This window comes from Nonomuraea sp. NPDC050153, assembly GCF_044460125.1.
Taxonomy (GTDB): Bacteria; Actinomycetota; Actinomycetes; order Streptosporangiales; family Streptosporangiaceae; genus Nonomuraea.
The window spans coordinates 391,120-409,589 of the sequence record NZ_JBITJQ010000002.1 but is presented as its reverse complement, the minus strand read 5'-3'; the positions used below and the strand labels follow the sequence as shown (position 1 = coordinate 409,589).

At 69.4% G+C, this 18,470-nt stretch carries 17 protein-coding genes; 12 read left to right on the top strand and 5 right to left on the bottom strand.

Annotated elements, in window-relative coordinates; genetic code table 11:
- Positions 1 to 6: 6 nt before the first annotated feature.
- The gene (locus ACIBQ1_RS06120) at positions 7 to 1,572 is read left to right on the top strand and encodes an aldehyde dehydrogenase family protein (RefSeq protein WP_397274895.1); all 1,566 of its coding nucleotides are present in this window, start codon (positions 7 to 9) and stop codon (positions 1,570 to 1,572) included.
- Here ACIBQ1_RS06120 and ACIBQ1_RS06115 read toward each other — a convergent pair.
- Positions 1,569 to 1,919, bottom strand: coding sequence for a DUF6703 family protein (locus ACIBQ1_RS06115; protein WP_397274894.1), 351 nt, complete (start codon positions 1,917 to 1,919; stop codon positions 1,569 to 1,571). The genes ACIBQ1_RS06120 and ACIBQ1_RS06115 overlap by 4 nt on opposite strands.
- 91 nt (positions 1,920 to 2,010) lie before the next feature.
- Between ACIBQ1_RS06115 and ACIBQ1_RS06110 the strand changes: the two genes are divergently transcribed.
- From ACIBQ1_RS06110 to ACIBQ1_RS06100, 3 genes are all read left to right on the top strand, one after another.
- Entirely contained in the window at positions 2,011 to 2,298 is a 288-nt protein-coding gene (locus ACIBQ1_RS06110) for an antibiotic biosynthesis monooxygenase family protein (protein WP_397274893.1), read from the top strand.
- A gap of 95 nt (positions 2,299 to 2,393) precedes the next feature.
- Complete coding sequence (locus ACIBQ1_RS06105; RefSeq protein ID WP_397274892.1) at positions 2,394 to 3,779, top strand: glycine--tRNA ligase; 1,386 nt, start codon at positions 2,394 to 2,396, stop codon at positions 3,777 to 3,779.
- A gap of 342 nt (positions 3,780 to 4,121) precedes the next feature.
- Complete coding sequence (locus ACIBQ1_RS06100; RefSeq protein ID WP_397274891.1) at positions 4,122 to 7,232, top strand: M14 family zinc carboxypeptidase; 3,111 nt, start codon at positions 4,122 to 4,124, stop codon at positions 7,230 to 7,232.
- Between the two features lie 48 nt (positions 7,233 to 7,280).
- Here the strand turns inward: ACIBQ1_RS06100 and ACIBQ1_RS06095 are convergent, their stop codons facing one another.
- The 4 genes from ACIBQ1_RS06095 to ACIBQ1_RS06080 form a co-directional block, all read right to left on the bottom strand.
- Positions 7,281 to 8,885 carry an alpha-amylase family glycosyl hydrolase gene (locus ACIBQ1_RS06095; protein WP_397274890.1) on the bottom strand — a complete coding sequence of 535 codons (1,605 nt, stop codon included), beginning with the start codon at positions 8,883 to 8,885 and terminating at the stop codon, positions 7,281 to 7,283.
- The gene (locus ACIBQ1_RS06090; protein ID WP_355373144.1) at positions 8,882 to 9,760 is read right to left on the bottom strand and encodes a carbohydrate ABC transporter permease; all 879 of its coding nucleotides are present in this window, start codon (positions 9,758 to 9,760) and stop codon (positions 8,882 to 8,884) included. The genes ACIBQ1_RS06095 and ACIBQ1_RS06090 overlap by 4 nt, the downstream gene beginning before the upstream one ends.
- Positions 9,757 to 10,593: a carbohydrate ABC transporter permease gene (locus ACIBQ1_RS06085; protein WP_397274889.1), complete on the bottom strand. Its 837-nt coding sequence runs from the start codon at positions 10,591 to 10,593 to the stop codon at positions 9,757 to 9,759. The genes ACIBQ1_RS06090 and ACIBQ1_RS06085 overlap by 4 nt, the downstream gene beginning before the upstream one ends.
- A gap of 92 nt (positions 10,594 to 10,685) precedes the next feature.
- Positions 10,686 to 11,975: an ABC transporter substrate-binding protein gene (locus ACIBQ1_RS06080; RefSeq protein WP_397274888.1), complete on the bottom strand. Its 1,290-nt coding sequence runs from the start codon at positions 11,973 to 11,975 to the stop codon at positions 10,686 to 10,688.
- 157 nt (positions 11,976 to 12,132) lie between these two features.
- Between ACIBQ1_RS06080 and ACIBQ1_RS06075 the strand changes: the two genes are divergently transcribed.
- From ACIBQ1_RS06075 to ACIBQ1_RS06040, 8 genes are all read left to right on the top strand, one after another.
- Positions 12,133 to 12,828 (top strand): FadR/GntR family transcriptional regulator, encoded by a 696-nt coding sequence (locus tag ACIBQ1_RS06075; RefSeq protein ID WP_397274887.1) that lies wholly within the window; start codon positions 12,133 to 12,135, stop codon positions 12,826 to 12,828.
- Positions 12,829 to 12,940: 112 nt separating this feature from the next.
- Positions 12,941 to 13,930, top strand: coding sequence for a D-2-hydroxyacid dehydrogenase (locus ACIBQ1_RS06070; protein WP_397274886.1), 990 nt, complete (start codon positions 12,941 to 12,943; stop codon positions 13,928 to 13,930).
- On the top strand, positions 13,930 to 14,472 hold the full coding sequence (locus ACIBQ1_RS06065) for a gluconokinase (RefSeq protein ID WP_397274885.1): 543 nt from the start codon (positions 13,930 to 13,932) through the stop codon (positions 14,470 to 14,472). Before ACIBQ1_RS06070 ends, ACIBQ1_RS06065 begins: the two co-directional genes overlap by 1 nt.
- A 90-nt stretch (positions 14,473 to 14,562) precedes the next feature.
- On the top strand, positions 14,563 to 14,709 hold the full coding sequence (locus tag ACIBQ1_RS06060; RefSeq protein WP_397274884.1) for a hypothetical protein: 147 nt from the start codon (positions 14,563 to 14,565) through the stop codon (positions 14,707 to 14,709).
- Positions 14,706 to 15,713, top strand: coding sequence for an AAA family ATPase (locus tag ACIBQ1_RS06055; protein WP_397274883.1), 1,008 nt, complete (start codon positions 14,706 to 14,708; stop codon positions 15,711 to 15,713). The genes ACIBQ1_RS06060 and ACIBQ1_RS06055 overlap by 4 nt, the downstream gene beginning before the upstream one ends.
- Positions 15,710 to 16,642, top strand: a complete 933-nt coding sequence (locus ACIBQ1_RS06050; RefSeq protein WP_397274882.1) for a DUF58 domain-containing protein — start codon at positions 15,710 to 15,712, stop codon at positions 16,640 to 16,642. Before ACIBQ1_RS06055 ends, ACIBQ1_RS06050 begins: the two co-directional genes overlap by 4 nt.
- Positions 16,639 to 17,583: a VWA domain-containing protein gene (locus ACIBQ1_RS06045; protein WP_397274881.1), complete on the top strand. Its 945-nt coding sequence runs from the start codon at positions 16,639 to 16,641 to the stop codon at positions 17,581 to 17,583. The genes ACIBQ1_RS06050 and ACIBQ1_RS06045 overlap by 4 nt, the downstream gene beginning before the upstream one ends.
- Positions 17,562 to 18,461 carry a S1C family serine protease gene (locus ACIBQ1_RS06040; protein ID WP_397274880.1) on the top strand — a complete coding sequence of 300 codons (900 nt, stop codon included), beginning with the start codon at positions 17,562 to 17,564 and terminating at the stop codon, positions 18,459 to 18,461. Before ACIBQ1_RS06045 ends, ACIBQ1_RS06040 begins: the two co-directional genes overlap by 22 nt.
- Positions 18,462 to 18,470: the final 9 nt, after the last annotated feature.

Genomic DNA, 18,470 nt, shown 5'->3' with positions numbered 1-18,470 from the left:
GAGCGCATGCGGATCAAGCCGGGTACGGACTGGCGGGACGCCTACGAACGGTGCTGTTCGGCGGTCCCCGAGGCATTCCACGACGACCGGGTGCTCAACCACTGGGGCGGCATCTGGCACCGCGACGGGCGCCCCGTGCCCGGCTTCTCGCCGCTGGACGGCACCGCCATCGCGGGCCCGCCCAGGATCGACCGGGCGGGCGCCGGACGGGCGGTGGCGGGCGCGGTGGAGGAGCACCGGCGCTGGCGGCACCTGCCGCTCGCCGAGCGCAAGGCCATGGTGTCGGCCGCCGTCGAGTCGATGGCAGCCCACCGCGACCTGCTGGCCCTGCTGCTGGTCTGGGAGATCGGCAAGCCGTGGAGGACGGCCCGCGCGGACGTGGACCGCTGCCTGGACGGCGTGCGCTGGTACGTCGACGAGATCGACCGCCTGGTCGCCGGGCGCATGCCGCTGCCCGGCCCCGTCAGCAACATCGCGAGCTGGAACTATCCGATGAGCGTGCTCATGCACGCGATGCTCGTGCAGGCGCTGGCCGGCAACGCGGTGATCGCCAAGACGCCCACGGACGGCGGCCTGTGCTGCCTGACGCTGGCCTGCGCGCTGGCGGTGCGGGAGGGGCTGCCGTTCACGCTGGTGAGCGGGGGAGGGGCGGAGCTGTCGCCGGTGCTGGTCGGCGGGCGGGCGCTGGGCAGCGTGTCGTTCGTGGGCGGCCGGGACGCGGGGGCCAAGGTGGCGACCTCGCTGGCCGACCTCGGGCGGCGGCACGTGCTGGAGCAGGAGGGGCTGAACTGCTGGGGCGTGTGGGAGTACGGCGACTGGGAGCTGCTCACGAGGCAGATCCGGGCGTCGTTCGACTACGGCAAGCAGCGGTGCACGGCCTATCCGCGGTTCGTGGTGCAGCGGTCGCTGTTCCACGAGTTCCTGGGGGCGTACCTGGCGGCGGTGGGGTCGCTGCGGTTCGGGCATCCGCTCGCGGTGGCCGATCCCGGCGATCCGCTGCCCGAGCTGGACTTCGGGCCACTGATCAACGCCTCCAAGGCCAAGGAGCTGGCCGACCAGGTGGACGAGGCGGTGGCCAGGGGCGGGGTGCCGGTGCACCGGGCGTCTCTCGATGCCGGACATTTCCTGCCGGGGCAGGATATTTCGGCGTATTTTGCGCCGACGGCGCTCCTCAACCCGCCCCGCTCCTCGCCCCTCTTCCACGCCGAGCCGTTCGGGCCCGTGGACACCATCGTGCTGGTGGACACCGAGGCCGAGCTGCTGGCCGCCATGAACGCCAGCAACGGCGCCCTGGTGGCCACGCTGTCGTGCGGCGAGGAGGAGACGTTCCACCGGCTGGCGCCGGAGGTGCGGGCGTTCAAGGTGGGGCACAACAGGCCGCGCTCGCGGGGCGACCGGGAGGAGCTGTTCGGCGGGCTCGGGGCGTCCTGGCGCGGCGCGTTCGTCGGCGGCGAGCTGCTGGTGCGGGCCTCCACCGCGTCCTCCGCCGCGTCCTCCACGGCGTCCTCCACCGGGGGCCCGGACGGCGAGCGCCTGCCGGGCAACTTCCCCCACTACACGCTCCTGCCCTAGGGAGTGATGAGGCCGAAGCGGGTCGCCGCCAGGAGCACGAGGAAGGTCAGCATGGCGACCCGCATCACCTTCCCGCCGATCCCCAGCGACGGCCACGACAGGTACGCCAGCCAGCCGATGAAGGCGATCGCCGGCAGCACGGCCACGCCGCCCAGCGGATTGGCCACGGCGAACCCGGCCAGCAGCAGGATCACCAGCACCGTGGGCGCCGTCCATCGGGGAACCTGCGTGAACAGGTAGGTCATCGGCACGGCGCTGCGCCGCTCGACGGCCTTGCGCAGGCCGGTCGCGCCCGGCGTGAAGAACTGCTCGCCCTCGGGAAGCGGGCGCTTGCTGTCAGGGGCCACACCCAGAGCCTACGGGAGACGGGGCGCCGAGTGGGCGGCCCTCCTGGCGGGGTGGGCGCCTCGGGCGCTGTCACGCCTTTAATCTGGTCGGGTGCTCGCCGTGATCCGATACACCGTTCCAGAGTCCCAGTCCCAAGATTTCGTCAAGCAGGGCCACACGATCCTCGACACGCTCGCCGCCCAGCCGGGCTACCAGCGTGGCAGGCTGGCCCGTTCGGTCGATGAGCCCAATCTGTGGGCACTGGTCACGGAGTGGGAGGGCGCCGGTTTCTACCGCAGAGCGCTCTCCGCCGCCCGGATGGTGATGTATCCACTGATGATTCTCATGGTCAACGAACCCAGTGCGTTCGAGGACGTTTACACACAGGAAGGCGCTTAACGATTACTGGCGCGCGAGAGGGTCCGTGCGTCCCCTAAGCTGGGATCTCACCAATTTCACTCGCCGACCTCCAGCCGGAAAGAGAATCAACCAAAATGGCACGACGCACCGACGTCATGGACACCATCGTCAGCCTCGCCAAGCGCCGCGGGCTCGTCTACCCGTCGAGCGAGATCTACGGCGGACTGCGCGCGTCGTGGGACTACGGTCCACTGGGTGTCGAGCTCAAGAACAACGTCAAGCGGCAGTGGTGGCTGTCGATGGTCCAGTCGCGCGACGACGTGGTGGGCCTCGACTCCAGCGTGGTGCTGGCCCCCGAGGTGTGGCGGGCCAGCGGCCACGTCGAGACCTTCACCGACCCGCTGACCGAGTGCCTCTCCTGCCACAAGCGCTTCCGCGCCGATCACCTGATCGAGGCGTACGAGGAGAAGAACGGCAAGGTGCCCGAGGGCGGCCTGGCCGACATCACCTGCCCCAACTGCGGCAACAAGGGCACCTTCACCGAGCCCCGGCAGTTCAGCGGCCTGCTCAAGACCTACCTCGGCCCGGTCGAGGACGAGTCGGGCCTGGCCTACCTGCGCCCCGAGACCGCGCAGGGCATCTTCATCAACTACCTCAACGTGCAGCAGTCGGCGCGCAGGAAGATCCCGTTCGGCATCGGCCAGATCGGCAAGTCGTTCCGCAACGAGATCACGCCGGGTAACTTCATCTTCCGCACCCGCGAGTTCGAGCAGATGGAGATGGAGTTCTTCGTCAAGCCGGGCACGGACGAGGAGTGGCACCAATACTGGATCGACGAGCGCTACCGCTGGTACTCCGACCTGGGCATCAGCAAGGACAACCTGCGCCTTTACGAGCACCCGAAGGACAAGCTGTCCCATTACTCCAAGCGCACCGTCGACATCGAATACCGCTTCAACTTCACCGGCACCGAGTGGGGTGAGCTCGAGGGCGTCGCCAACCGCACCGACTTCGACCTGACCGCCCACTCCAAGGCGTCGGGCACCGACCTGAGCTTCTTCGAGCAGGACACGGGGGAGCGCTACATCCCCTACGTCATCGAGCCGGCCGCCGGTGTCGACCGCGCCACGCTGACGTTCCTGCTCGACGCCTACAGCGAGGACGAGGCCCCCAACGCCAAGGGCGTCATGGAGAAGCGCACGGTCATGCGGCTCGACCACCGGCTCGCGCCGGTCAAGGCCGCGGTGCTGCCGCTCTCGCGCAACGCCGACCTGTCGCCGAAGGCCCGCGACCTGGCCGCGCAGCTGCGCCGCCGGTGGAACGTGGAGTTCGACGACGCGGGCGCGATCGGCCGCCGCTACCGGCGCCAGGACGAGATCGGCACGCCGTTCTGCATCACGGTCGACTTCGACACGCTCGAGGACCAGGCGGTGACGATCCGCGAGCGCGACTCGATGGCCCAGGAGCGCATCTCCATCGAGGGCGTCGAGTCCTACCTGCGCCAGCACCTGAACGATTAATTTCGTCTAGCGCTCATCTCACGGGCCGCTCGCCGTTCCTACGGCGGGCGGCCCGTTGCGCGTTCACAACCACGGTCTTTTACGGCTGCGCACGGTGGGCGCCACCCGCCGCACCGGGCCGAGGGCCCTCCAGGGTGACGCTTCTCCGCCTCACCGCCGCGCCACCGCGACGCGCGCAAGCTTGACCGGCGGGTGGGGCCTGCATACGAATCCGGATGTGCCCTGGATTACATAGTTCGAACTTTGACCACATGTGGCCGTCATGATTGACAAGCCCCCTGGCATACACGGACATTGCGGGCATCCCTAGCGACATTCGGGGGCTGATTTCTCGGAGGCGCGATGAAGCGCGCGTTAATCATGTTCGCCGGCATCCTCCTGTTACTCGGTTCGTTCGTCATCCCACCCGCGTCGGCGGTGCCCAAGCCCGCTCCGGGCCCCGACGGCGTGTTCGTCTACACCGGCGAGCTCACCGCGGACCAGCTGGCCAGGCTCATCGCGGCCGGCGTGGACCGCGAGGAGATGCGGATCGTCAAGCGTGCGAACGGCAAGGTCACCATCGAGGTGATCCTCGCCGCCGCGCTGGCCGACACGCTCGCTAAGCAGGGCATCACCCTGAAGGCCCAGATCGCGGACAAGGCGCGGCTGGCGCAGAAGGGCGACGGGGTGTTCAAGCGGTACGCGGGCGCCGGAGGCATCCGCGAGGAGATCATCGCCGCGGCCAACGCCAAGCCCGGCATCGCCAAGGTCGTGAACATCGGCAACAGCCTGAACGGCACGCCGATCACCGCGATCAAGGTGACCAAGGACGCCCGCAAGCTCGCCGACGGCAAGCGCCCGGCCATGCTCTACATGGCCGCCCAGCACGCCCGCGAGTGGATCACGCCCGAGATGATCCGGCGGCTGCTGCACCACTTCCTCGACGGCTACGGCGGCAACGCCGAGCTCACCAAACTCGTGAACACCACCGAGCTGTGGTTCATCCCGGTGGCCAACCCCGACGGCTACGACTACACCTTCACCCCCGACAACCGGCTGTGGCGCAAGAACCTGCGCGACAACGACGGCGACGGGCAGATCACCAGCGCCGACGGCGTCGACCCCAACCGCAACTTCACTTACAAGTGGGGCTACGACAACGAGGGCTCGTCCAACGTCCTCTCCAGCCAGACCTACCGCGGCAAGTCGCCGCAGTCGGAGCCGGAGACCGTGGCGCTGGACAACCTGACCAAGCGGGTGCACTTCACGTACCTGCTGAACTACCACTCCGCGGCCATGCTGCTGCTGTACGGAATCGGCTGGCAGCAGGCCACGCCGTCGCCCGACGACCTGATCTTCGAGGCCATGCTCGGCGACGACGCCCACCCGGCCGTGTCCGGCTACGACCCCGACATCGGCGCCGAGCTCTACACCACCAACGGCGAGACCGACGGGCACATGACCAACCTGCGGAAGGTCATGTCGATCACGCCGGAGATGTCCACCTGCGAGGACGCGGTCGAGCGGAACCCGAACGACGAGTGGACGCTGGCCGACTGCGTCGGCGGGCTGGGCTTCACCTTCCCCGACAGCGAGGCGCTGATCCAGGACGAGTTCCTCAAGAACGTCCCGCTGGCGCTGGCCGCGGCCAAGACCGTGCGGACGCCGGACACCCCGGTCTCCGTGGTCGGGCGCACGGTGCCCGACTTCGCGCCGGACTCCTTCAGCGTGTCGTACGGCGACCCGCAGCCGGTGGCGGTCACCGCCCGCAGGTCGCTGCTGGGCAAGGTGCTGCGCTTCCGCATCAACGGCGGTCCGGCGCAGACCAGGCCGCTGTCGGAGTGGCAGGGCGGCGAGCGGTACGGCGACGAGAACGATCTGTACTTCGCCGAGTACCGCGGCACCGTGAGCGGCGCGAAACCGGGCGACAAGGTCGAGGTCTGGTTCCAGGGCCTCAAACCGGGAACCGGGATCGTCTCCAGCTCGCACTTCACCTACACCCTGGCCAAGGACTCCGCGGCCAAGGTCCTGATCGTCGCCAACGAGGACTACACCGGCTTCAACCCGGACTACCCGCCCTCGGTGACGGCGCCGAAGCACACCACCGCGTACAAGAAGGCTCTCCAGGCCGCCGGGTACGCCTCCGAGACCTGGGACGTGGACGCGCAGGGCGTGCCGCACCACCTGGGCGTGCTGTCGCACTTCAAGGGCGTCGTGTGGGAGCTGGGTGACAACCGGCTGTCCATGGACCAGCAGGACCTGGTCACCGTGACCCCGCTCGGTAACCTGCCCGACGCCGACGTCAAGCGGTCGCAGCAGGACCTGACCATCTCCATCCGCGACTACCTCAACGAAGGGGGCAAGCTCCTCTACACCGGCGAGACGGCCGCGTACTACGGCATTCTCGACACGATCGTCGGAGGCATCTACTACGGCATCGACGGCGACCCGGACGGCGACTGCGTGGTCACCACGATCCAGGGCCTGTTCGACGAGTGCCTGCTGCTGGCCGACGACTTCACCCAGTACTACATGGGCGTCGGCGGGCGCATCGCCCGCAGTTCCCCGACCGGTTTCGCCGGGAAGGGCCCGCTGGCCGGGACGGGCGGCACGTTCGGCGGTCCGGCCACGGTGGCCAACCCGCTGGACGAGGCGGGCGTGCTGCAGCCCATGGGCACGGACCTGCCAAGGTTCACGGGCACTCCGGCGGCCGACTACACGCTCGGCGCCGGCGGCCCGTTCGACCCGGTCGAGGGTCAGTGGTACGTCAGGGGGCCGCACGCGGACGACTCGTACATGCGGCTGACCAGGACGGTCAACCTGGGATCCGTGACGGCGGCGCAGCAGCCGAGGCTGGCCTTCCAGCTCTCCTTCGACACCGAGCCCGGCTATGACAACGTCATCGTCGAGGCCCACACGGTCGGCCAGGACAACTGGACCACGCTGCCCGACCTCAACGGCGGCACGGACAGCACCGTGCCGACGGAGTGCGAGGCCGGCTTCTACCTGGACGAGCACCCGTGGCTGGGGCACTACCTGACCGGCGGCAACCCCTGCACGGCCGGCGGCACCAGCGGCTCCTGGCACCGGTTCACCGGCGACTCCGGCGGCTGGCAGCAGGTCGCCTTCGACCTGTCCGCCTACGCCGGCCAGCAGGTGGAGGTGTCGGTCAGCTACGTGACCGACCCGGGCACGGGCGGCGTCGGCACGTTCGTGGACGACACGCGGGTCACCACCACCGGCGGCACCCTCGACTCCGAGGGCTTCGAGACCGGCCTCGGCCCGTGGGCCATCCCCGGTCCTCCGGCCGGCAGCCCCACCGGCGCGGGCGACTTCGCCCGCGCGCAGGCGGACACCACGGCCGCCGTCTCCACCAAGGACACGGTGCTGCTGGGGTTCGGGCTGGAGCAGCTCGCCAACGACAACGAAAGGAACGCGACGATCAAGAAGGTGATGAAGTACCTGATCGGCTGATCCCTGCCTGACGGACGGCCACCTCGTCGAAGGTGGCCGTCCTTCGGGTCAACGAGTGTCAGCCGCCAGGATCCGTGCCTCGAAGGGCGCAAGGGTGAGAGGGTCTGGCTCGGCGACAGCCGAGTGCGACGACCAAAGCGTTCTCCTGGAACCGTGGAACGCGATTTCCTGGTCGCGATCGGAAAGATTCACCGCCACCAGAAGCGAGTCCTCGCCGTCGCCGCGGAGGTATACGAGCTGGTCCGGGTGGGCGGACAGCACGGTGATCCCCCCTTGGCGCAGGGCGGGCAGCTCCCGCCGGAGCGCCAGGAGTTCTTTGACGAGGACGAGGACCGAGCGAGGGGCGAGTTCCTGGGTCTCGACGCTGAATCGTCCCGCCCATGAGGGTATGGGCAGCCACGGCTCGACGTCATCGGGGGTGAATCCGGCGTGCGCCGGCCTCTCCCGCCAGGGCATGGGCATCCGCTGGGGGTCCCGGCCGAGTCCGAGTCCGGGCGCGCGGAGCTCGGCGCAGTCGCGGGCATGCCCGGCGTCCACCGGGGCGTCGGGCAGGCCGAGTTCGTCGCCGTAATAGAGCGTCGGCGTTCCGTGGAGCGTGAGCAGCAGAGCCAGCGCGCCGGGGACGCGTTCCGCTCCGATCCGGCTGGCCAGCCGGGACCGGTCGTGGTTGCTGAGCACCCAGTTGGGGTGCGAGCCGGGCGGCAGCGCGGCGTAGTAGCGCTGGATGAGTTTCGCCAGATCGACGCCGTTCCAGGGCGCGTCGATGAGCGCGAAGTTCATGGCGAGGTCCAGGCCGCGCGTGCCGAGAGCGGCGACGCGTTCGAGCTTGAGATGGAGCTCACCCATCAGCATCCGGTCGTCGTACTCCTCGGTGACAGTGTGCATCTCCGCGAGCAGGCCCGGCAGTTCGGGCTGGTCGGCGGTGTACTTCTGGATCTGCCGGACCGTGGTGTGGGCGGCCGCGCCACCGATCTCGAACGACTCGTGGCCGTCGTCCATCGGGTTGTCGCGCAGTCGCGCGTCCTTGACGAGCCGCCAGACCGCGTCCACGCGGAACCCGTCCACCCCGCGGTCGAGCCAGAACCTCATGACGTCGAACATGGCCTTCTTGACGGCCGGGTTGCGCCAGTTCAGGCTCGGCTGCTCGGGCAGATGCGCGTGATAGTAGTACTGGCCGGTCGGCTCGTGGAAGGTCCAGGCGGGGCCGCCGAAGGCGGAGGCCCAGTTGTTCGGCGGGCCGCCGTCCGGCTTCGGATCGTGCCAGAGATACCAGTCCCGGTGTTCGCTGTCACGGCTCGAAAGCGCGTCGCGGAACCAGGGATGCTCGCTGGAGGTGTGCTGGGGCACGTAGTCGAGCACGACACGAAGCCCTCGATCGTGCGCCCCCCGGACGATCCGATCGAAGGTGGCCAGATCGCCGAACACCGCCCCCACCTCGGTGTAACCGGACACGTCGTAACCGAAGTCCAGCAGCGGCGAGGCGTAGATCGGGCTCAGCCAGATCGCGGTCACGCCGAGTGCCGCGATGTGATCGAGGCGCTGTTCCACGCCCCGCAGGTCGCCGAATCCGTCCGCGTCGCCGTCCTGGAACGACGGCACGTACACCTGGTAGAAGACGCCCTCGCGCCACCACCGTCCGTTCTGGGTGTTCATCCTTTGACTGCTCCCGCGGTGAGGCCGGACACGATCTTCTTCTGGAAGACCAGCACCAGGAGGATGAGCGGGATCGAGATGATCACGGACGCGGCGCTGATCGTGCCGAGCGGCTGCTCGTACTCGCTCGCGCCCGTGAAGAACGCGATGGCGACGGGAACGGTGCGGGCCTCGGGGCTGTACGTCAGCGTGGCCGCGAGCAGGAACTCGTTCCAGGCGAAAATGAACGCGAGGATTCCCACGGTGGCGATCCCGGGTGCGGCGAGCGGGAGGATGACCTTGTAGTAGGCCTGGAAGGGGGACGTCCCGTCGATGTAGGCCGCCTCCTCGAGCTCCACGGGGATCTCTTTGAAGAACGACACGAGGGTGTAGATCGACAACGGGAGCGTGAACGTCAGATAGGGGATGATCAGTCCGACCAGCGTGTTGTAGAGCCCCAGGTCGTTCCACAGGGAGAACATCGGCGCGGCGATCGCGATGCCCGGGAAGGTCGTCACGGACAGCACGATGCTCAGGATGAGGAATTTGCCGCGCATCGGGAGCCGGGCGAGGGGATACGCGGCGAACGACGCGACGGCGAGCGCGAGAATGGTCGTCGTCGCCGCCACGATGACGGAATTGACGAGGGCGCCCACGAACTGGCTGTCGCCGAGGACCGCCAGGTAATTCTCGAAAGTGGGGCGCGGAGGGGTGAGACTCGCCGTCGAGAGGTCGGGCCCGGTCTTCAGCGACGTGTTGACGAGCCAGTAGACCGGCACGATCGAGAAGACCATGACGACGGCGATGGCACACCAGACCAGCGGGTTGTGCTCGGCGCCGCGCCGTCGGGGCCTGCGCCGTGGCGACGGCCGGCGGCCGGTGGTCGCGTTGGTCATCGTGAGCCTCCCTTGACGACCGATCGGATGTTGCCACCGGCGAAGCGGATGTAGAGGAAAGACACCAGCATGACGATGACGAAGGTGAGGATCGACACCGCGGACCCTTCGCCGATCAGCTGGTTGCCGCGCAAGGTCTGATAGGCCAGGACGGACATGGTCTCCGTGCCGTACGCGCCGCGCGTCAGAACGAACGGAAGGTCGAAGACGCGCAGGGCGTCGAGCGTCCGGAAGATCATCGCCAGCGCGATGGCGGGCCAGAGCAGGGGCAGCGTGATGCTCCGGAAGTGCCGCAGAGCGCCGGCGCCGTCGATCTGCGACGCCTCGCGCAGCTCCGCCGGAATCACCTGGAGCCCGGCGAGCACCAGGAGCGCGACGAAGGGGGCCGTCTTCCAGACATCCGCCAGGATCACCACCGTCATCGCGTACCCGCTCTGCCCCAGCCAGACCACGCCGGCGTCGGTGAGGCCGAGGGAGCTGAGCAGGGTGGAGACCAGACCGAGGTCCGGGTCGAAGATGGTCCGCCACGTGATGGCGCTCACCACCGTCAGGATCGCGTACGGGAGCAGCACGATGCTGCGCAGCAGCGTCCTGAACCGGAACGCGATGTTCAGCAGGAGCGCCAGCGCGATTCCGATGACCAGTTCGAGCGGGACCGAGATCGCGGTGAACAGGAAGGTGTTGCGCACGGCCTGCCACCACGCCTGCGAGGTGAGCTGCTCGGCGTAGTTGCCCAGGCCGACGAAGCGCGAGAGCCCCGGGGTGATGACGCTGTACTGGTGCAGCGAAAGCCAGATCGCGTAGAGCACGGGATAGCCGGCGACGCCGGCCATGAGGATGAGGGCGGGCGCCACCATACGCCCCGCGAGGCGCCTCTCGTTCGCGTCCGAGAGGCGCCCCGAGGATCGGGAGAACCGCATCGCCATCAGAACGTCTTGAGGGCGGTGCCGACCTTGTCCGCCATCTGAGAGGTCGCCGCCTGCGGGGTCAGCTCTCCGGAGAGCACCTTCCCCACGGTCTGGTAGATCGCCTGCGAGATCTGCGGGTACACGGGCGACACCGGCCGCGACTTCGCGCTCGTCAGCGCCTTCAGCAGCTCCTGCGAGAACGGCAGGGCCTTCTTGACCGGCTCGGACGCGTAGGCCGCCGTGACGGCGGGGGCGAGCGCGTTCTTGACGGCGATCTCCTGCTGCCAGCTGTCGCCGGTCATGAAGTCGATCATCGCGAGGGCGCCCGCCTGGTTCTTGGAGAACGTGCTGACGGCCACGTTGCTGCCGCCCAGCACGCCGACGCCGTTGCCCGACGTCTTCCATCCGGGAAGCGGCATCACGGCGAACTTGCCGGCGATGGCCGACTTCTGACCGGCCGCGTAGGCGTAGGGGTAATTACGCATGGTCGCCCCGGCGCCGGACTCGAATGCGAGACGGGTGGCGTCCTCGTCGTATGTCAGCACCGCCTTGGGCGCGGCGCCCTTGTTGATGCCGTTCTGCATGAACGTCAGCACCTCGGTCGTCTGCGGCGAGTTGATGGCGACCTCGCCCTTGTCGTTCAGCACCTGGCCGCCCGCGCTGTACAACAATTCGAGGAAACTCACAGTGAGGGACTCGCTTTGTGAGGCCTGATAGAGGAATCCCTTCTTGGGGTCCGCCTCGCCGTACGAGTAGAGTTCCTGCCAGGTCTGCGGAGCCTTCGCCTTGTCGGTGCGGTAGTAGAGCAGGCCCGTGTTCGAATAGAACGGGACGCCCCAGTATTTGTCCTTGTAGTGCAAGGTGCCGGCCGTCGACGGAATGAGCTTGTCCAGCTTGGACGAGATGACCTTGCTCATGTCCGCGAGCCAGCCCTGGGCGGCCAGCTGTGCCGTCCACACCACGTCCAGGCGGACGACGTCGCACTGCGTCGACTTCGTCTGCATTCGCTGCGTGATCTGCTGCAACTGGTCGTCGGCCGACGCCCCCAGCTCCACGTAATTGGCCGACGTCCCGGGATGCGCCTTGTTGAAGGCCTCCATCGTGGCCTTCCAAACGCCCGACGAGTCCGTCGGCCCGCAGACCGTGATATTCCCCTTCGCCGACTTGGCCAGCGCGGGATCGAGCGCCGTGCCGGTGGTGGCCGACTGCTCGGAGTTGGAACACGCTGTGAGCGCTACGGCCAGAGCGGAGAACGCTCCAATTGTCGTGACGGCACGGAGCAGACGTCGTTCGGCTGTGAACATCATTGCTGCTTTCTCTGGTTACTTCTGGGCTATGTCGTCGTAGCGCCACGAATCGAGCAGGCCCGGGGGATTTGCTGAGGCAGCGAATTATCGCTAGGATCCGAATAATCCTATTTGTAGGATGAATGGAGTAGATCATATGATCGAACCTCGTGTCAAGGTGACCAGGAGGAACCTGTCGGCCTCGATCGCCGACGACCTGCTGTTCAAGATCAAGAGTGGCCAGTACCCGCCGGGCTCGAAGGTCCCGGGGGAGAAGGAGCTCATGGAGGCCTATGGGGTCGGCCGCAACACCGTCCGGGAGGCGGTCCAGTCGCTTGTGACCATGGGCTATCTCGACGTGCGCCCACGCGTCGGGGCGAGGGTGACCTCCGTTCCGGTCGAGGCGGCGGTCGAGGCGGCGGCGATCTCCGCATTACTGGCAGGGGAGGCCGTTGGGGACATCTATGAACTGCGGCGCGTGCTGGAGACGGCGATCGCCGAGCGCGCGGCGACCGAGGCGACGCCCGCCGACCTCGAAGCGATCGGCGTCGCCCTCGACGACTACGAACGCGCCCACCGGGACGGCGAAGGCGCCTACCGCGCCGACGTCGCCTTCCACGCGGCACTGGCGGTCGCCAGCCACAACGTGGCCTTCCGCAACGTGCTCGAAGGTGTGGGCGATCTTCTGTTGAACGCGCGCCAGTTGACGGATCGTCTTCCTGGCGCGATCTCACTTGCGTTGAAGGAGCACACGGAGATCTTGCGAGCGGTCGAACAGCGCGACCCCGACAAGGCGCGGCACGCGATGAAGGTTCACATGGCGACTTCCGTCGAGGCGTGGAAACGCGCTCAGCGGCTCTTCGTGGAGAGCTGACCCCCGAGTGAGCGATCACAACACGCCGGTCGGGGAACGACTTCCACCCGATCGGAAACGCCTGAGAGTAGCCGTCGCCAACCCTCTGCACGAGGAGTCCTACCGGCGCATCATGGAACGCGAACCGCGCGTGACCCTGCTGGTCGACCCCTCGCTGCTGCCGCCCATCCGCCACAGGGCGGACTTCTCCGGCGATCCCGCGTTTCGCCGTACCCCGGAGCAGCAGCGCAAATTCGAAGCCCTCCTCGACTCGGCCGACGTGCTGCTGGGGATCCCGGACGTCGACCCCACGGCGCTCGCCCGGACGGTGCGATCGAACCCGCGTCTCCGGTGGGTGCACACGACCTCCGCCGGTGGCGGTCAGCAGGTCGGGAAGGCCGGGCTGAGCCCGTCGCACCTCCGGCGGGTCACGTTCACCACCTCCGCCGGCGTGCACGGATCCCCGCTGTCGGAGTTCGTGGTGCTGGGCATCCTCTCCGGCGCCAAGGACGTCCCCCGGCTGATGCGGCTGAAAAGCCGGCGCCAGTGGAGTGAGCGGTGGATGTCACGGCAGATCTCCCGCCAGAAGGTGCTGCTTCTCGGCTTCGGCGGGATCGGCAGGGCCGTCGCCCGATCCCTGTCGGCGCTCGGCATGAGCGTCACGGCGACCTCGCGCCGCGCCGGCACCGAGCACCCGGACGTCGACCGCTTCGTGAGCATCGATGACGTGGACGACGTCATCGGTGAGATGGACGCGATCGTGTGCGCGCTGCCGGGCACCGGTCTGACGGAGAGATTCGTGGACGAACGGCTGCTCGCACGGGTCAAACGCGGCGTCACGTTCGTGAACGTGGGCCGGGGCAGCGTGGTCGACGAATCGGCCCTCATCGCGGCGCTGGAGGAGGGGCGGGTCGGTTTCGCGGCACTCGATGTGTTCGAGGTCGAGCCGTTGCCCGCCACGAGCCCGCTCTGGGCCTTGCCCAACGTCCTGATCAGCCCGCACACCGCGGCTCTGGCGGCCGACGAGGAAGCGGCCGTCGCCGAGCTGTTCGCCGACAACGCCACCCGGCTGCTCGACGGACACGCGCTCGTGAACGTCGTCGACACGGTCGAGTTCTACTGATGTCACCTGAGAGGGAGGGATCTCCGCTGCGACCACTTGTCGTGGTGATGGGCGTGTCCGGGGCCGGGAAGACCACCGTGGGCCGCCTGCTCGCCGAGCGATTGGGCGTGAGCTTCATCGACGGCGACGACCTGCATCCGCCGGCCAACGTGGCCAAGATGGCTTCGGGCGTCCCGCTCACCGACGACGACCGTTTCCCGTGGCTCGAATCGGTCGGAGGCGCTCTCGCCGGCTCGCGGGCCGGTGGGGCGGTCGTCGCCTGCTCGGCGCTCAAACGGACGTATCGGGAGATCATTCTCGCCGAGGCCCCGGACTTATTGTTCGTCGAACTTCATGCCGCGCCGGACCTCATCGTGCGTCGCCTGGAGGCGCGCACCGGGCACTTCATGCCGGGGGCGCTCTTCGACTCGCAATGGAACACCCTCGAACCGCTGGAGGCGGACGAGCCGGGATTCCGCGTGGACTGCACCCACGGGCCGGATCGCGTGGTCGCGGACCTCGTGGATGAGCTCCTGTCGCAGGTGAAGCTCCGGGACGGCTGAACTCCCGCCGCCGCCGTGGGAGATGCCCGAAAAATCGTGTAAAGACGACGGTTACGCGGGTTTTCGCGGTCGCTTGATGACATGCGTCCTATGCGTACATCACGTTTCGCTCTTGTGCTGCTGGCCGCGGGCGCCGTGCTCATGACGGGAAGCGCCGCGTTCGCCGATCCCGAGCCGACCGCGCTGGAGTTGCGGGTGGTCGTGGACGACTGCCACCACCCGGTGGTACAGCCATGACGGATCCTCTACTGCTCGAACGCGCGCTGTTCGAGGTCAAGCGGGTGATCGTGGGCCAGGACCGCATGGTCGAGCGGCTGCTCGTGGCGGTGCTCGCCAAGGGCCACTGCCTGCTGGAGGGCGTGCCGGGCATCGCCAAGACGCTGGCCGCGGAGACCATGGCCACCGTGGTCGGCGGCACGTTCGCCCGCATCCAGTTCACACCCGACCTGGTCCCGGCGGACATCGTGGGGACCAGGATCTACCGCCCGTCGACCGAGACCTTCGACGTCGAGCTCGGCCCGGTCATGGTCAACCTGCTGCTCGCCGACGAGATCAACCGGGCGCCCGCGAAGGTGCAGTCGGCGCTGCTGGAGATCATGGCCGAGCGGCAGGTCAGCATCGGCGGCGTCTCCCACGACGTGCCGAGGCCGTTCCTGGTGCTGGCCACCCAGAACCCGATCGAGTCCGAGGGCGTCTACCACCTGCCCGAGGCGCAGCGGGACCGCTTCCTCATGAAGATCGACGTGGACTATCCCAGCGAGTCGGAGGAGCTGGCGATCGTCTACCGCATGAGCGTGGACCCGCCCGTGCCGCACGCCGTGCTGGACCCCGCCCGGGTCGTCGCGCTCCAGCGGCGGGCCGAGGAGGTCTTCGTGCACCACGCGGTGGCCGAGTACGCCGTCCGCCTCGTCAACGCCACCCGCGACCCCGAGCGGTTCGGGGTGCAGGACGTGCGGCGGCTGCTGGCGTTCGGGGCGAGCCCCAGGGCCACGCTCGGCCTGCTGGCGGCGGGCCGGGCGCTGGCGCTGCTGCGGGGGCGCGACTACGCGCTGCCGGAGGACGTGCGGGACCTGGCCCACGACGTCATGGCGCACCGGCTCGTGCTCTCCTTCGACGCCCTGGCCGACGGGGTGGCGCCCAGGCAGATCGTGGACCGCGTGCTGGCGGCCGTTCCGCTGCCCGTCATCGCCCCCCAGCAGCAGGCCCAGCAGCTGGCACGGCAGAACGAAGCCGTGGCATGAGGCCGTACCTGATGGCCGAGCCCGCGCTGCGCAGGCTTGAGCTGACGATCACCAGGAGACTGGATGGACTGCTGCAGGGGGAGCATCTGGGACTGGTGCCGGGGCCGGGGAGCGAGCCGGCCGAGACGCGGCCGTACCAGGTGGGCGACGACGTGCGGCGGATGGACTGGAACGTCACCGCCCGCACCGACCAGCCCCACGTCCGGGACCTGGTCGCCGACCGCGAGCTGGAGATCTGGGCGCTGCTCGACGCCACCGCCAGCATGGACTTCGGCACCGCGGCCATGGAGAAGCGGGAGCTGGCCGTGTCGGCGCTGGCGGCGGTCGGCTTTCTCACCCAGCGGACCGGCAACCGCATCGGCACCCACCTGCTGCACGGCGGCGGCGTCAGGACGCTGCCCGCCAGGACGGGCCGCCCGCACCTGATGGCGCTGCTGCAGGCGGCGTTCGCGCTGCCCCGCACCCCGCCCGGGGTGGCCGAGCCGCTGCTGGGCGTGGCCGCCGAGCAGCTCGGCCGGGTGGTACGGCGCCGCGGCCTGGTCGTGGTCGTGTCCGACTTCCTCGACGCGCCCGAGACCTGGGAACCGCCGCTGCGCAGGCTCACCGCCCGGCACCAGGTGCTGGCCGTGGAGGTGCTGGACCCGCGCGAGCTGACGCTGCCCGACGTGGGGATCCTGACGCTGATCGACCCGGAGACGGGGCGGCGGCGCGAGGTCGCCACGGGGAGCGCGCGGCTGCGCCGCAGGTACGCGGAGGCGGCGGCCGAGCAGCGCGACGCCGTCACACAGGCGCTGCGCCGGGCCGGCGCGACCCACCTGCGGCTGCGCACGGACCGGGACTGGGTACGCGACCTGGTCCGGCACGTCATGCGCCAGCGCCGCCTGGCCGCCCTGGCACGCCCCTCCGGGGGAGGAGGTGATGCGGCGTGACGCTGATCGCGCCCCTGTGGTTGCTGCTGCTCGTCCCCGTGGCCCTGCTGGCCCTGACGTACGTGATCATGGCCCTGCGGAGCAGGACCGCGTACGCCGTCAGGTTCACCAACCTCGACCTGCTCGACAAGGTCGCCCCGAGGCGGCCCGGCTGGCGCAGGCACGTGCCGGCGGCGGCGTTGCTGCTCATGTTCGTCCTGCTCGTGATCGGCTTCGCCCGGCCGACGGCCGAGGTGCGGGTGCCGAGGGAACGGGCCACGATCATGGTGGCGTTCGACGTGTCGGCGTCCATGGGCGCCACCGATGTCCGGCCCAACCGGTTCGAGGCGGCCAAGCAGGCGGCCAGGCAGTTCGTGGCGGGCCTGCCCGAGCGGTTCAACCTGGGCCTGGTGTCGTTCTCCTCGTCGGCGTCCGTGGCCGTGCCGCCGACCACCGACCGGCAGGCGGTGCTGAGCGCGCTCGACCGGCTCAGCACCGCCTCGGGCACCGCCATCGGCGAGGCGGTCTACTCCTCGCTGGACGCCATCGCCGCGCTCGACTCGGAGGAGGAGACGCCGCCCGCGCACATCGTGCTGCTGTCCGACGGCTCCAATACCACGGGCCGCACGGTCGGCGACGCGGCCGCGGCGGCCTCCGCCAGGGGTGTGCCGGTCACGACCATCGCGTACGGCACGGCGGACGGCACGATCGACATCTCCGGGCGCGAGATCCCCGTGCCGGTGGACGGTCCGGCGCTGCGCGGGCTGGCCGAGGCGGCCGGCGGCGGCTTCTACGAGGCGGCCAGCGGTGACGAGCTGCAGGCGGTCTACGAGGACATCGGCACGTCGGTCGGCTACCGGACCGAGCGGCAGGAGATATGGATGTGGTTCGTGGCGGCGGGGATGGCCTTCGCGCTGATCGCGGCGGTCACGTCGATGCTGTGGTTCTCGAGGCTGCCATGAGGGGCCTGGGCAGCCCGCGCGGGCCGGAGTTCGTCACCCCGCCGATCGGGATCCCCGGCGCGGTGCCGCAGGACGCACCGCGGAAGGTCGAGATCCCCGATGCGGTGCCGCAGGTCGCATCACGGAAGGCGCCGCCCAGGGGGCTGCCGCTGGTGGCCGCCGCGCTCGTCGCGGCGCTCACCGGAGCGGTGGCGGGCGTGGCGGGGGCGCGGCTCTCCGAAGGCGCCGAGCCGGGCCCCGCCGCCGCCCTCCCCAGGGTGGCGCCCGCCCCGTCGGTCAGTCTCGGCGGGCTGAGCGCGACGGCGGCCCGGGTGCTGCCCAGCGTGGTCTCGGTGGAGACGGGCAGCGGGGCCGGTTCGGGGTTCGTGGTGGACGGACGCGGCCACATCCTCACCAACGCGCACGTGATCAGGGGCGGCGACCGGGCGACCGTCGTGTTGAGCGACGGCCGCAGGATCGCCGCCCGCGTGATCGGCGAGGACGACGACGAGGACCTGGCCGTGCTGGAGGTGGACTACCCGCGGGATCTCACGCCCGCGACCCTCGGCAGGTCCGGCGACCTGGCCGTCGGCGACCAGGTGCTGGCGATCGGCTCCCCGCTGGGCCTGTCGGGCACGGTCACCGCCGGCATCGTGAGCGCCCTGGACCGGGAGGTACGGCTGGGCTCGGCACGGACGGCGGCGCTGCGCACGGCCGTGCAGACGGACGCGTCCATCAACCCCGGCAACTCGGGCGGCCCGCTGGTCAACGCCCGGGGCGAGGTCGTGGGGGTGAACACGGCTATCGCGTCCGGGCGCGGGGGCGGGAACATCGGCATCGGGTTCGCCATCCCCATCGACCGGGCGGCGCCGATCGCGGAACGAATCATCCGAAACTAGGGTGCGAGA